Consider the following 14,075-nt stretch of genomic DNA (forward strand, 5'->3'; position numbering starts at 1 on the left):
TTAAGCCCCTCTCCCGGCAGGGGGAGGGGTTGGGGAGGGGCAAGAGCCGCAAGGGGTGGCCTCTGTGAGACCCCGTGCCCTCCCCCATCCCCTCCCGCTTGCGGGAGGGGAGCGGCTAGACGTGAGGGAAGACTATACCAACAGCCGTTCCGCCTGAGCGAAGTCGAAGGCCACGGGAATCCCTCACCTCACTCCCCCATAGCCTCCGCCGCCAAGGCCTCCGCCTCGATCAGCAGGTCGTCATCCGCGCTTCCCGTCGACACCTTCTCCCGCCCGATCAGCACCAGCACCGGGACCGCCAGCGGACTCACCCGTTCCAGATCGACGTGCAGCATCGTCCCCCCCGCCCGGTCGAGCAGGTTCGCCAGTCGCCCCACATCGGTCATCCGCGCCCGCGCATCGTCCCACGCCGCCTGGAGCAGCAGATGGCCGGGTTCGTACTTACGCAACACGTCGTAGATCAGGTCGGTCGAAAAGGTCACCTGCCGCCCGGTCTTGCGCTTGCCGGGATGCTGGCGCTCGACCAGCCCGCCGATCACCGCCACCTCGCGAAAGGCACGCTTGAGCAGGTGCGATTGCTGCACCCAATCGACGAACTCGTTTTCGAGAATGTCGGGGGAAAAGAGGCTGGCCGGGTCGGTCACCTTCTCCAGCCCGTAACAGGCCAGCGCATAGTCGCTCGCCACGAAGCCGAGCGGCTTCAGCCCCTGCGCTTCCATCCGCCGGGTGATCAGCATCCCCAGCGACTGGTGCGCGTTCCACCCCTCGAAGCTGTAGGCGACCATATAATGCCGACCCTCACGCGGGAAGGTCTCGACCAGCAACTGGCCGGGGCGGGGCAGGACCGAGCGGCGATCCTGCATCTCCAGCCAGTCATGCACGTCCGGCGGGAAACGATCCCATTCGCTCCGGTCGGCGAGGAAGGCCCGCACCCGGTCGGCGAGGCTGGTCGAGAGCGGCATCCGGCTGCCGCCATAGGTCGGGATGCGCGCGGGGCGGGAGGTGGCGCGAACGATCAGGTCTTCACCGTCGATCGACTCCACCTCCAGGCTCAGCCCCGCGAAGAAGAAGGTGTCGCCGGGGGCGAGGGTGGCGGCGAATCCTTCCTCCACCCGGCCAAGCTGGCGGCCATTGCGGAAGCGGACCTTCAGCATCGTCGCCTCGACGATGATCCCGGCGTTCAGGCGGTGCTGCGCGACGAATTGCGGATGGGTGACGCGCCACGTCCCGTCCGTCTGCTGGACCAGCCGCTTGAACCGGTCATAGGCCTTGAGCGCATAGCCGCCGTCCGCGATAAACCGCAGCACCCGCTCGAACGTCTCGTCCGGCAACGCCGAATAGGGCATGGCCGAGCGGATTTCGTCGAGCAGCGCGCCCTGCTCGAACGGCGCGGCGCAAGCACAGGCCATGACATGCTGCGCCAGCACGTCGAGCGCGCCCTGTCGGAACAGGTCGGGGTCCAGTTCGCCCGCCTCCACCGCATCGAGCGCGGCGCGTGCCTCCAGATATTCGAAGCGGTTGCCGGGGACGAGGATCGCACGGCTCGATTCGTCCAGCCGATGATTGGCGCGCCCGATCCGCTGGAGAAGCCGCGACGACCCCTTGGGCGCGCCCATCTGGATCACACAATCCACATCGCCCCAGTCGACGCCGAGGTCCAGGCTGGCGGTCGCGACCAATGCGCGGAGCTTGCCGTCCGCCATCGCCGCTTCCACCTTTTGCCGCGCCTCCAGCGAGAGCGAGCCGTGATGGACGCCGATCGGCAGGCTCTTGTCATTGGCCTTCCACAAATCCTGGAAGATCAGTTCGGCGAGGCTGCGGGTGTTGCAGAACAGGATGGTGGTCCGGTTCGCCTCGATCACGCGCATCACCTGCGCGGCGGCGTAGCGGCCCGAATGGCCCGCCCAGGGGATGCGATCCTCGGGCAGCAGGATGGCAATGTCCGGTGGCGCGCCCGGCTCGCCGGTGACGAGGCCGACCGCGTCGATATCGCCGTCCGGGGCCAGCCAGGCGCGATAGCCGTCCGGGTCCGCCACCGTCGCCGACAGCGCGACCCGGCGCATGGCGGGGGCAATTCGCTGCAACCGCGCCATGCATAAGGACAGCAGGTCGCCGCGCTTGCCGGTGGCGAAGGCGTGGACCTCATCGACCACGATGGTCTTGAGGCTGGCAAACATCCCCTCGGCATCGGGGTAGCTGAGCAGCAGCGACAGCGATTCCGGCGTGGTCAGCAATATATGCGGCGGCTTGACCCGTTGCCGCGCCTTCTTGTCCGACGAGGTGTCGCCGGTCCGCGTTTCGACCCGGATGTCGAGGCCCATCTCCTCGATCGGCGTGACGAGGTTGCGGCGGATATCGACCGCCAGTGCCTTCAAGGGCGAGACATAGAGGGTGTGCAGCCCCTCCGACGGGCGCTCGATCAACTCGGTCAGGGTCGGCAGGAACCCCGCCAGCGTCTTGCCCGCGCCCGTCGTCGCGACCAGCAAGGCGTGCCGTCCGGCGCGGGCTTCTTCCAGCATCGCCAACTGGTGCGTGCGCGGGTGCCAGCCCTTGGCGGCGAACCAATCGGTCAAGGCGGAGGGAAGGGAACCGGGGGGCATCCCGAAGGATATAGGTATCATGGTCAAGCTCGGCGACTGGATACAGCCCCATAAACACGGGATTTACGTGGCCCCCGCCGATGTGTGGGTCGATCCGTCCGAGCCGGAGGCCAAGGCGCTGGTGACCCACGGCCATGCCGATCACGCGCGCGGCGGACATGGCACCGTCTGGGCGACGCCGGAGACGCTGGCGATCATGGCGGCGCGCTACGGCCCGCAGACGGGCGTGCCCATGGGCTATGGCGAGACGATTCGATTGGGGGAGGTGGAGGTCGGCTTCGTCCCCGCCGGGCATGTGCTGGGATCGGCGCAGATCGTGCTCGATTACCGGGGCGAGCGGGTGGTGGTGTCGGGTGATTACAAACGCCGCGCCGACCCGACCTGTGCACCGTTCGAGCCGGTGAAATGCGACGTGTTCGTCACCGAGGCGACCTTCGCGCTCCCTGTCTTTCGCCATCCCGAAACGGGCGACGAGATCGACAAGCTGATCGCGCGGCTCCATGCCAATCCGACCCGCTGCGTGTTGGTCGGGGCCTATGCGCTGGGCAAGGCGCAGCGGGTGATCGCCGAACTGCGGGTGCGCGGGCATGAGGCACCCATTTATCTGCACGGCGCGCTGGCGCGGCTATGTGCGCTCTATCAGGAACTCGGCGTCGATCTGGGCGATCTGCGCATGGTAGCGGATACGCCCAAGGCGGAGATGGCGGGGCATGTCGTGCTGTGTCCGCCGGGGGCGCTCAATGATCGCTGGTCGCGGCGGCTGCCGGAGCCCATCACTGCCATGGCCAGCGGCTGGATGCGGGTGCGCCAGCGCGCGCGGCAGAAGAATGTCGAACTGCCGCTGATCCTGTCCGACCATGCCGATTGGGACGAACTGACCCAGACCCTGACCGAGATCGCGCCGCGCGAGGTGTGGGTGACGCACGGGCGCGAGGAGGCTTTGGTCCACTGGTGCGAGACGCGGCAGATGAAGGCGCGGGCCCTGGCGCTGGTGGGGTTCGAGGACGAGGATGATTGAGGGGAATCCCTCACGCCATCGCCAAAGGCCGCACCGGTTCCGCCACCGCCGACCCCGGCACCGCGAACACACCCCTTTTCGCCAGCCTTTCGCCCGGTCGCACCTTGGCCGTCTGCATCGCCAGCCACGGCGCGAGCAGCAGCCCCAAGGTCACCGGCGACAACCACGCCCCCAGCACCGGGTTCAGGAACGACACGCCAAGCAACACCACGCCGACCGCCAGATGCCAGTAATAGCGCGGCATCGCATCCGCCGCCGCGAGGCCGTCGCGCACCCGGCTCTGCGGGCTCCAGCCGGAGGGCTTGCCGCGGACGATGTTGATGAGGTCGATCGTCTGGGTCAGCGCGATGACCGGCGCGGTCAGGATCGACAGCGGCACGTCGAGCGCCACCGACGCCAGGATTCCCCGCGCCCCGCCGTAACTCGCCCGCCGGTTCCGGTCGGCCATCGCCCAGATGATGCTTAGCAGCTTGGGCCCGAACAACAGGATCAGCGTCACCACCAGCACCTGCACCGACGTCACCGCCCGCACCGTCGCGGCGTCGTCGGACAGGCTCTGCGCGATCGAGGTGGCGATCAGGATCAGCCAGGCGGGCGACATCAGATAGGCGAGCGCGCCGATGAACAGCTGCAACCGGCTGATCCAGTGGAAACCGCTCGACCCCAGCAGCTTGAGGTGCTGGGTATTGCCCTGCGCCCAGCGCCGGTCGCGCACCGCCTGGTCGATCAGGGTCGGCGGAAACTCCTCGAAACTGTCCTCGACCATCAACATGTGCAGCCGCCAGCCGCGCCGCCGCAGGAGGGCCGCCTCGACCATGTCGTGGCTCATGATCGTGCCCCCGAAGGGCGGGCGTCCGGGCAGGTCGGGCAGGCCGCAGCTTTCGGCAAAGGCGCGGATACGGATCAGCGCGTTATGCCCCCAGAAGGTCGACTCCGACCCCGACCACCAGACCAGCCCCGCCGTCGAGATCGGCCCATAGAAGCGGCTGGCGAATTGCATCCAGCGCTGGAACAGGGTGGTCGCGCCGATGATCATCGGTACGGTCTGGAGAAGCGCGATCGAGGGGCGCTGCTCCATGATCTGCGCCATGCCGACGATCGTGTCGCCGCCCATCAGGCTGTCGGCGTCGAGCATCAGCATGAAGTCGTAGGCCGCGCCGTGCTTGCGCACCCAATCGGCGACATTGCCCGGCTTGCGCCCGACATTCTCGGTCCGGCGGCGATAATGGAGCGGCACCGCCAGACGGGGGGCGAGGCGGGCCCAGGCGGCGCGTTCCTCCACTTCCGCCGCTTCGCCCGAATCGGACAGGACGAAGAAGGCGAAGCGGTCGGCGGCACCGGCCCGGTCGATCATCATCGCCATCCGTGCGATCCGGTCGAAGACGGCGTCGACATCCTCGTTATGCACCGGGACCAGCACGGCGGTCCGCGCGGTCAGGGGGGCCGCGCCGCGGGGCGCGGGGGTGATGCCGGGATGCGCGCCGGAAATCAGCAGGATGAAGCCGATCGCCGCGGTGACGAAGCCGAACGAAATCCAGGCGAAGAGCGGGAAGAACAGCAGCAACAGCAACCCGTCGAGCAGGTTGAACCCGTCGCTGAGCAACGCCTCCTTGACCGACGCGGAAGCGGCGGTGGCGAGCAGGCCGGTCAGCAATACCAGCAGCAACCGGCGCGTCAGGATATCGTCGGGTGCCAGATTGACCCCGATCCGGGGCTCCGGCGCGTTGTGCGGCGGCGGCGGGCCGTCGAACCGCTGGACCTCCATGGTCAGCGGCGCGGGCTCCGGCATGATCGCGCGGGCGTCGGTCATGGCAGAAAGACGGGGGCCAGCACCGTCTCGGTCAGCGCCTTGTTGCCGCGCTTCAGGAACAGGCGGACATCGGCGGGGCCCTGCCCCACGGGCGCGATATCGGCGGTGACGCGCCAGCGATTTCGCTGGCCGACGACCGGATAGGCGGCTTGCGTGAGCAGCTTGCCGCGCGACACGCCGATCTCGGCGATCACGTTGCTCTGCCGGTCCAGCCCGGCCAGTGCCGGGCCGACGAAATCGACGACCAGCTTGCGCGCGCCCTGGGTCGGCTCGGCACCGGGCCGACCGGCCGCGCCGGTCCACTGGTCGACCGCGTGCGCGACGGCCGACACCACGGTCGGGTCGATCGAGCCCCAGCTCAGGCGATAGTCGAATTGCCGCTTCTGCCCTGCCTTGGGCGCGTCGGCGGGGTTCCAGAAGGCGACGATATTGTCGACCGTCTCCGACGCGGTCGGAAAGGCATAGAGCATCACCTGCCCCCGGCCCCAATCCCCCTGCGGCTGCACCCACAAATTGGCGCGGCGGTCATAGAATGCCCCGTCATCCTGATAATGATCGAAATCCCGGTCGCGCTGGAGCAGGCCGAAGCCGCGCGGATTGGTGTCGGCGAAGCTGTCCAGCGTCGGGCGCGGCGGGTTGACCAAAGGCCGCCACAGCCGCTCGCCCGCGCCGGTCAGCAGTGCGAGGCCGTCCGAATCGTGGATCTCGGGTCGCCAGTCGCTGCCCGCCGCGCGATTGCCCTCACCATACCAGAACATGCTGGTCGCGGGCGCGATGCCGAGGCGTTCGACATCGCGGCGGAAGAACAGGACGGCGGAGACACGCTGTTCGACCCCGTTCGCGCCCTTCACCGACTCGATCTTGTACGCGCCCGTCACGCTCGGCCCGTCAAGCAGCGCATGGACGGTATAGCCCTGCGCCGCCGTCCGCTCGATCCAGAAATCGGTGAAGGCGGGAAACTCCTCGCGCCCGTCGATCCCGGTGTCGATCGCGATCCCGCGTGCCGACAGGCCATATTGGTCCTGCGCGCCTGCGGTCCGGAAATAGGAGGCGCCCTGAAAGGCCAGCCAGTCGCTCTTGCCGTCCGCCGTCATCGCGCGGAACCCGGCAATGCCCAGCGGCGGCGCATGGCCAGCTTCGGCGGTGAACAGCGATGGCGAGAAGGGGACCGCGCGCGCCTGGCCGTTCTCGACGATATGGCTGCCGACCGGGTTGGGCGCATAGCGGCCCAGCGGGAACAGTCGGATTCCGCCCGCCAGCGTCTTGTCTTCCCGATACCGGATCGTGCCGACCGCGTCGTAATCGATGGCGGCGGCGGCCTCGACCTTGGCCTGTGGGCGATAGGGTTGCCGGGCCAGGGCCTCGGCCTGCGATTGAAGCGCGGCCCAGGAAAAGGGCTTGGGCGCGCCCATCTTCACGCTCGAAGGCGTGGCTTGCGCGGCGGCGCGGGCGGCCCATGCAGGCGACAGCCCCAGGGCGGCGAAGGCTGCGATCAACTCTCGACGATTGGCTCGGATCATCGGCTCCAGCATCTCCTGCGACGGACGGACGGCCTCCCGGCTGCGTGAGCTTGGCCGTTTGTGCAACGCAACACGCGACGATCGGTTGCTCCCGCGCCACCAGATGATTCCCGCATACGGTATAATATATTTGACGAGTGATGGTTTTTGGTTAGGATTGGCTAAATAAATCAAAGAGGGGGCTCTTACATGAGCAAAAGTTACACGAGGCTGGCCTGTTCGGCCGGCGCAATTGCAATCGCGCTGCTTTCGGTTTCACCCGTCAGCGCACAGACCGCTCAGGGTGCGACCAGTGATGACGCGGCGGATTGCGTGCCCGCGCCCGACCGGCCCTGTCCGTCGAACGCCGCCGCGCTGCCCGACAGCGCCAACGGGTCCGCGGGCGAGGCGATCGTCGTCACCGGCACCCGGCTTCAGCGCCCCAGCCTGACCAGCAACAGCCCGCTGACGGTCGTGGACGACGCCGAAATCCGCTATCAGGGCGCGATTCAGGTCGAGAATGTGCTGAATCGCCTGCCGCAGGTGACGCCGGACTCGAACGAGAATGGGTCGAACGGCTCGGACGGCACCGCGCGCGTCAACCTGCGCAACCTGGGCAGCAACCGGAACCTGGTGCTGATCAACGGCCAGCGCATGCTGCCGGTGCAGGCCAACGACCTGAACTTCATCCCCTCCGCGCTGGTCAAGCGGATCGACGTGGTGACCGGTGGCGCTTCCGCCGTGTACGGGTCGGACGCGATTTCGGGCGTGGTCAACTTCATCCTGCGCGACGATCTGGAAGGCATTCGGACCGACATCCAGTATGGCTTCGCCCAGCATCAGAACGACAATGCGTTCGCCCGCCGTATCCAGAGCCAGGCCAATTACCGCCTTGCCAACCGCAACGTGCTCGACGGGCAGAAGCTGGACGTCAACGTCGCCTTCGGCACCAACTTCCCCGACAATCGCGGCAATGTGACCGCCTATTTCGGCTATCGCGATACCAAGCCGGTGCTTCAGGGCAATCGCGACGTGTCCTCCTGTGCCTTCGATCCGGCGGGGGCGGGTAATTCGACGCTGACCTGCGGCGGGTCGAGCAACAACCAATATGGCCTGTTCGACCCGATCACGGGTCCCAGCGCCGATTCCGGCGCGTTCAACAATACGCGCGACGGCAATCGTAGCTGGGTGCCGTATGATTCCAGCTTCCGCTACAATTACGCGCCGCTGAACTATTTCCAGCGCAACGATACCCGCTACACTGCCGGCGCCTTTGCCCGGTACGAGATCACGCCGTCGGTCGAAGCCTATGGCAGCGTGATGTTCATGGACGACCACACCAATTCGCAGGTCGCCCCGTCCGCGCTGTTCCAAGGCTATACCTACTCGGTCAATTGCGACAATCCGTTCCTCAGCGCGCAGCAGGGCAATATCCTGTGCGGCTCGGCCTATGGCACCAACGCGACGCAGCAGCTCTACATCGGCTATCGCCCGGTCGCCGGGAACGCCCGTCCGCGCCGTGACGACCTGCGCCATACCGACTATCGCTTCTCGGGCGGCGTGCGCGGCGAGATCGCGCCCGGCATCCGCTATGACGCCAACGCGCTGTTCTCGACGGTCCTCTATAACGAGACCTATGAGAACGACATCGATCCGTCGCGCGCCAATCGCGGCATCCAGGTCGTCAACCGCAACGGCACCCCGACCTGCAAGTCGGTGATCGACGGCAGCGACCCGCAGTGCGTTCCGCTCGACATCTTCCGCTACAACGGCATTTCGGATGCGGCGTTCGGTTATATCTATGCGCCGACCTCGACCCGCGGCGTCGACAAGGAAACCGTGCTCAGCGGCAATATCAGCGCGGACCTGGGCACCTATGGCGTCCGGTCGCCCTGGTCGGACGACGGCATCGGCGTCGTGCTGGGTATCGAGCATCGCTACGAAAGCCTGGAGTTCAAGGCCGACGCGCTGGCGCTGCAAAAGGGGACCAAGGAAACCCAGGGCCGCTTCGACGTGAACGAAATCTTCGCGGAAATCGAAGTGCCGCTGGTCCAGAATCGCCCGTTCTTCAAGGACCTGTCGCTGAACGCGGGCTATCGCGGATCGGACTATAGCAACCTGTCCAAGATCGTCTCGACCTACAAGGCCGAGCTGTCCTGGGCGCCGAGCAGCGATATCCGCCTGCGCGGCAGCTATAACCGCGCGATCCGTGCCGCCAACGTCTCGGAATTGTTCGGCCCGCAGTTCAACGGCAATGTCAGCGCGCAGGACCCTTGCGCCACCGCGACGCCGACCGCGACCTTCGCCCAGTGCGCGCGTACCGGCGTGACCCAGGCGCAATATGGCCGCATCACGGAGTGCCCGGCGGAAACCTGCACCGCGCAGTTCGGTGGCAATCCGGCGCTGAAGCCCGAAACCGCCGACACCTTCACCGCCGGTCTGGTCCTGACGCCGACCTTCCTGAAGCGGCTGTCCTTCTCGGTCGATTATTTCGACATCAAGGTGCGCGACTATATCGGTTCGATCTCGGTCAACCAGACGATCAGCCAGTGCATCGCGACCGGCAATCCCTTCTTCTGCAACCTGTTCAAGCGTGATCCGCGCGGCGGCATCATCTTCGGTGACCAGGGCTATATCGTCTCGACGACGCAGAATACGGGTTCGCTGCGCACCTCGGGCGTCGATTTCGGCCTGGCCTATCTCCAGCCACTGGGCGGCGTGGGATCGCTGGCGATCGACTTCCAGGGCACCTGGAACCGCAAGCTGGTGAACGAGCCGGTGCCGGGCCTGGGTTCCTATGACTGTGTCGGCTATTTCGGCCCCGTTTGCGGCCAGCCGACGCCCGAATGGCGTCACCAGTCGCGCTTCACCTGGACCGACGCGTCGAAGGTGGGGACGATCTCGCTCAACTGGCGCTATATCGGCGCGACGAACCTGACGAACAATTCCACCGACCCGAACCTGACCGGTACGCCGTCGCTCTTCAACAGCCGGATCAAGGCGTACAGCTATTTCGATCTGGCCGCGACCGCCAAGGTGCAGGACGGCGTCACCTTCCGTGCGGGGGTCAACAACCTGTTCGACAAGGATCCGCCGATCATCGCGCAGGGGCTGCTGTCCTCGTTCGGCAACGGCAACACCTATCCCGGCATGTACGACGTGGTCGGTCGCTCGGTGTTCATCGGCCTGACGGCGGAATTCTGACGGAGAAGGGGGCGGCAGCGCCCCCGATCCCGACAACGCGATTTTACCCCAGCCTGCCCCGTCCGGTTCACACCGGGCGGGGATTTTTTATCCTCCCCGGCACGGGGAGGGGGAGCAGCGAAGCCGGTGGAGGGGGATCGCCGCAAGGCGTGTCCTGTGGAAGCCCCCCTCCGTTAGGCCTTCGGCCTGCCACCTCCCCGTGCCGGGAAGCGTTGCAAAACCCATCAGACCATCCCGGCGAAGGCCGGGATCCAGTTAGGATAGCATGGGTCAGTTGCTCCAATCGTCTCGCAACTGGACCCCGGCCTTCGCCAGGATGGCGGACAGGGGGGAGCGAAAGGGCGACTTTCGCAATGATCCCGTGAAGGTGAGGATCGGGGGGTTACGCCGCTTCGGCCAACAGCTTCCGCGCCTCCGCGCCCGCCCAGTCGAAGCCGCCGGTCACCCGCCAGACTTCCTTGCCGTCCGCGCCGTACAGGATCGTGGTCGGCAGGTTCGCCTTGTAATGGACGCTCAGGGACAATTTGGGGTCGAGATAGATGGGCAGCGCGTCGAGGGACTTGCCCGTCAGGAAGGGTTTGACCTTGGCGGCATCGTCCTGCGCCACGGCGATCACCGCGACCTTGCCTTTCAGGCGATCCGCGGTGGCGGCCAGCGTCGGCATCTCGGCCACGCACGGCCCGCACCAGGTCGCCCACAGGTTCATCAGCACCGGCTTGTCCCGGAAATCGGCCAGCGTCATGGGCTTGCCGTCGAGCGTGGTGAAGCCCAGCGTCGGGGCGGCCTCGCCCTTGTGGCTGCGATCGACGGCACCGGCGGGCTTGGGCGCGTCCGGCGCGGGGGCGGCGGTCGCTTCCCCACTTGAAACTTGTGTGTCGGAGGTGTTGCTGGCTTGCTCCGGCGCGGGGCTTTGCTTATCGCACCCGGCGACCATCAGCCCCAGGAGACAGGCGATCACGGTACGCGACGACATGGGCGGCTCCAACGCAATGTGGGGCGGGCGCTTCGCAGAAGGTCCCGCCGCGGTGATGCGCGAGATAAACGCGTCCATCCCCTTCGACAAGCGATTGTGGAAACAGGATATCGCCGGATCGAAAGCGCATGTCGCGATGCTGGGCCGACAGGGGATCGTCTCTGCCGAGGACGCCGCGACGATTTCCGCCGGGCTGGACCGGGTCGCCGAGGATTATGCCGCGAACGGCGTGGCCGAGGACCTGACCCTCGAAGACATTCATATGCAGACCGAGGCGAAGCTGGCCGCGCTGATCGGCCCGGTCGCGGGGCGGCTGCACACCGCGCGGTCGCGCAACGACCAGGTGGCGACCGACTTCCGCTTGTGGGTGCGCGACGCGATCGACGAGACGCTGGCCGCGCTGGGCGCTCTGCGTAACGCCTTGCTGACCCGCGCCGAAGACCATGCCGACAGCGTGATGCCGGGCTTCACCCACCTTCAGTCCGCGCAGCCGGTGACGTTGGGCCATCACCTGATGGCCTATCACGAGATGATCGTGCGCGATGCCAGCCGCTTCGTGGCGGCGCGCGCGCGGATGAACCAGTGCCCGCTGGGTTCGGCGGCGCTGGCGGGGACGGGCTTTCCGGTCGACCGGCACATGACGGCGGCGGCGCTCGGCTTCGACGAGCCGACGCGCAATTCGCTCGATGCGGTCAGCGACCGGGACTTCGCCATCGACTATCTCCAGGCGGCGACCAACTGCTCGCTGCACCTGTCGCGGCTGGCGGAGGAGTTCGTGCTCTGGGCGTCGCAGCCCTTTGGTTTCGTGGCGCTGAGCGATCAGTGGTCGACGGGCAGCTCGATCATGCCACAGAAGCGCAACCCGGACGCCGCCGAACTGGTGCGCGGTCATGCGGGGCGGATCATGGGCTGCATGACCAGCCTGATGGTCACGATGAAGGGCCTGCCGCTCGCCTATTCCAAGGACATGCAGGACGACAAGCCGCCGGTCTTCGAGGCGCACGACCTGCTGGCGCTCTCGATCGCGGCGATGACCGGCATGATCCAGAGCGCGACCTTCCGGACGGAGCGGATGCGCGCGGTGGCGGAGGCGGGCTTCTCGACCGCGACTGATCTGGCCGACTGGCTGGTGCGGGTCGGCGGCATTCCGTTCCGCGAGGCGCATCACATCACCGGCCGCGCGGTGAAACTCGCCGAGGAGAAGGGCGTGATGCTGCACCAACTGTCGATCGAGGAATTGACCGCCATCGACGCGCGGATCAACGCCGGTATCTATGACGTGCTGTCGGTGGATGCCTCGGTCGCCAGCCGGGTCAGCTTCGGTGGCACCGCGCCCGCCAATGTCCGCGCCGCGATCGCGACGGCGCGGGGCCTGCGGCCATGAAGCGGGCGCTCACCCTGCTGGTCGCGCTTGGCCTGACGGGTTGTGGCGCGGCCAACCGGCTGCAACCGGCCAAGGGCGAGAGCCTGCCCGTGGCACCACGCGGCGCCACCGCGACTCCGACGCCCCAGCAATTGCTGACGGCCACCCCTCAACAACGCCCGCAGCGCTCCGACGAACTGATGACCCAGTCGCAGGACCGGCGTTCGGACGAATTTGATTTGCCCCCCCGCTGATGGACCATTTTCATTTCTCGAACGGCGAACTCCATGTGGAGGACGTGCCCGTAGCCCGGATCGCTGCCGAGGTCGGCACGCCGGTCTATGTCTATTCCGCCTCCACCTTCCGTCGCCATGCGCAGGTGTTCCGCGAGGGGCTGAGCGCCCTGCCGCGCGTGCACCTGGCCTATGCGATCAAGGCGAATCCCAACCTCGCCGTGCTGCGCGTGCTGGCGGACGAGGGGTATGGCGCGGACGTCGTCTCGGTCGGCGAGATGCGCCGCGCGCTGGCGGCGGGGATGAAGGCGGAGGACATCGTCTTCTCCGGCGTCGGCAAGACCCGCGCCGAATTGATCGCCGCGCTGGAGGCCGGGATCGGCCAGTTCAACCTGGAATTGGAGGAAGAGGGCGCGGTCCTCGCCGAACTGGCGCATGAACGCGGGCTGGTCGCCCCCGCCACGCTGCGGGTGAACCCGGACGTGGACGCTGGCACCCACGCCAAGATTTCGACCGGGCGCAAGGAGAACAAGTTCGGCGTGCCGATCGACCAAGCGCTGGGCATGTTCGACCGTCTGGCGGGGCTGCCCGGTATCGATCTGAAAGGCGTCGCCTGCCACATCGGCAGCCAGTTGGGCGATCTCGCGCCCCTGGAGGCCGCCTATAAGCGGATCGGCGAACTGGTCGCCGAACTGCGCGGGGCGGGGCACCGCATCAGCCGCGTCGATCTGGGCGGCGGCCTGGGCGTTCCCTACAAGCCCGGCGACGTGATGCCCGCCCCCGCCGCTTATGGCGAGATGGTGGCGCGCGTCACGAAGGACTGGGATGTCGAGCTGATGTTCGAGCCGGGCCGGGTGATCGCGGGCAATGCCGGGGTTCTGGCGACCGAAGTCGTCTGGGTGAAGCCCGGCGTCGCCAATCCTTATGTCATCGTCGATGCCGCGATGAACGACCTCGCGCGCCCTGCGCTGTACGATGCGTATCACGACTTCGTCGCGGTCAAGCCGACCGGCGAGCGGATGATGGCGAACATCGCGGGGCCGGTGTGCGAGACCGGCGACACCTTCGCGATGAACCGCGAAATCGATGTGGTGAAGTCGGGTGACCTGGCCGTGTTCCGCACGGCGGGTGCGTATGGCGCGACCATGGCCTCGACCTATAACAGCCGCCCGCTGGTGCCCGAGGTGATGGTGGAGGGCGACCGCTATGCCGTCGTCGCCGACCGCATCGCCGCCGAGACGATCATCGCCGCCGAGCGTGTGCCGGAGTGGCTGAAGAAGTGAGGCGACGGGCGGGTTCCCCGTCTAAACCGTCATCCCAGCGAAGGCTGGGATCTTTGGCGGGTTTCGGGCCGTCAGTCGGCAGAGGCCCCAGC

Annotated in this window: 9 protein-coding genes; 5 read left to right on the forward strand and 4 right to left on the reverse strand. The window is 67.1% G+C overall.

Translation table 11 applies throughout. The features are described from left to right. Positions 1–188: 188 nt before the first annotated feature. Entirely contained in the window at positions 189–2,600 is a 2,412-nt protein-coding gene (locus QE379_RS02315) for a ligase-associated DNA damage response DEXH box helicase (RefSeq protein ID WP_306997444.1), read from the reverse strand. Positions 2,601–2,619: 19 nt separating this feature from the next. Here QE379_RS02315 and QE379_RS02320 point away from each other — a divergent pair, with 19 nt between their 5' ends. Beyond that, positions 2,620–3,618 (forward strand): ligase-associated DNA damage response exonuclease, encoded by a 999-nt coding sequence (locus QE379_RS02320; protein WP_306997447.1) that lies wholly within the window; start codon positions 2,620–2,622, stop codon positions 3,616–3,618. A gap of 10 nt (positions 3,619–3,628) precedes the next feature. On the opposite strand, the gene mdoH is transcribed toward QE379_RS02320, so the two are convergent. After that, the gene (gene mdoH / locus QE379_RS02325; protein ID WP_306997449.1) at positions 3,629–5,428 is read right to left on the reverse strand and encodes a glucans biosynthesis glucosyltransferase MdoH; all 1,800 of its coding nucleotides are present in this window, start codon (positions 5,426–5,428) and stop codon (positions 3,629–3,631) included. Next, a complete protein-coding gene (locus QE379_RS02330; protein WP_306997451.1) occupies positions 5,425–6,948 on the reverse strand; it encodes a glucan biosynthesis protein in 1,524 nt (507 codons plus the stop codon). The genes mdoH and QE379_RS02330 overlap by 4 nt, the downstream gene beginning before the upstream one ends. Before the next feature lie 189 nt (positions 6,949–7,137). Between QE379_RS02330 and QE379_RS02335 the strand changes: the two genes are divergently transcribed. After that, positions 7,138–10,131, forward strand: a complete 2,994-nt coding sequence (locus QE379_RS02335; RefSeq protein WP_306997453.1) for a TonB-dependent receptor domain-containing protein — start codon at positions 7,138–7,140, stop codon at positions 10,129–10,131. A 382-nt stretch (positions 10,132–10,513) separates the two neighbouring features. Here the strand turns inward: QE379_RS02335 and QE379_RS02340 are convergent, their stop codons facing one another. Then, entirely contained in the window at positions 10,514–11,104 is a 591-nt protein-coding gene (locus tag QE379_RS02340; RefSeq protein WP_306997455.1) for a TlpA disulfide reductase family protein, read from the reverse strand. 16 nt (positions 11,105–11,120) lie between these two features. Between QE379_RS02340 and argH the strand changes: the two genes are divergently transcribed. Genes argH through lysA form a run of 3 tightly spaced genes read left to right on the forward strand, consistent with a single transcriptional unit; the run spans position 11,121 to position 13,983 of the window. Then, positions 11,121–12,488: an argininosuccinate lyase gene (gene argH, locus QE379_RS02345; RefSeq protein WP_307003045.1), complete on the forward strand. Its 1,368-nt coding sequence runs from the start codon at positions 11,121–11,123 to the stop codon at positions 12,486–12,488. Further along, a complete protein-coding gene (locus QE379_RS02350) occupies positions 12,485–12,721 on the forward strand; it encodes a hypothetical protein (RefSeq protein ID WP_306997457.1) in 237 nt (78 codons plus the stop codon). The genes argH and QE379_RS02350 overlap by 4 nt, the downstream gene beginning before the upstream one ends. Continuing rightward, positions 12,721–13,983 carry a diaminopimelate decarboxylase gene (gene lysA, locus QE379_RS02355; protein WP_306997459.1) on the forward strand — a complete coding sequence of 421 codons (1,263 nt, stop codon included), beginning with the start codon at positions 12,721–12,723 and terminating at the stop codon, positions 13,981–13,983. The genes QE379_RS02350 and lysA overlap by 1 nt, the downstream gene beginning before the upstream one ends. The last annotated feature ends 92 nt before the right edge of the window (positions 13,984–14,075 follow it).

Origin of the sequence: Sphingomonas sp. SORGH_AS_0879, from assembly GCF_030819175.1 — a bacterium.
GTDB lineage: Bacteria > Pseudomonadota > Alphaproteobacteria > Sphingomonadales > Sphingomonadaceae > Sphingomonas.

Bases quoted from the DNA above. Each gene is read 5' to 3' on its own strand.
- QE379_RS02315 (WP_306997444.1), bottom strand. From the start codon at position 2,600: ATGCCCCCCGGTTCCCTTCCCTCCGCCTTGACCGATTGGTTCGCCGCC.
- QE379_RS02320 (WP_306997447.1), top strand. From the start codon at position 2,620: ATGGTCAAGCTCGGCGACTGGATACAGCCCCATAAACACGGGATTTAC.
- mdoH (WP_306997449.1), bottom strand. From the start codon at position 5,428: ATGACCGACGCCCGCGCGATCATGCCGGAGCCCGCGCCGCTGACCATG.
- QE379_RS02330 (WP_306997451.1), bottom strand. From the start codon at position 6,948: ATGATCCGAGCCAATCGTCGAGAGTTGATCGCAGCCTTCGCCGCCCTG.
- QE379_RS02335 (WP_306997453.1), top strand. From the start codon at position 7,138: ATGAGCAAAAGTTACACGAGGCTGGCCTGTTCGGCCGGCGCAATTGCA.
- QE379_RS02340 (WP_306997455.1), bottom strand. From the start codon at position 11,104: ATGTCGTCGCGTACCGTGATCGCCTGTCTCCTGGGGCTGATGGTCGCC.
- argH (WP_307003045.1), top strand. From the start codon at position 11,121: ATGTGGGGCGGGCGCTTCGCAGAAGGTCCCGCCGCGGTGATGCGCGAG.
- QE379_RS02350 (WP_306997457.1), top strand. From the start codon at position 12,485: ATGAAGCGGGCGCTCACCCTGCTGGTCGCGCTTGGCCTGACGGGTTGT.
- lysA (WP_306997459.1), top strand. From the start codon at position 12,721: ATGGACCATTTTCATTTCTCGAACGGCGAACTCCATGTGGAGGACGTG.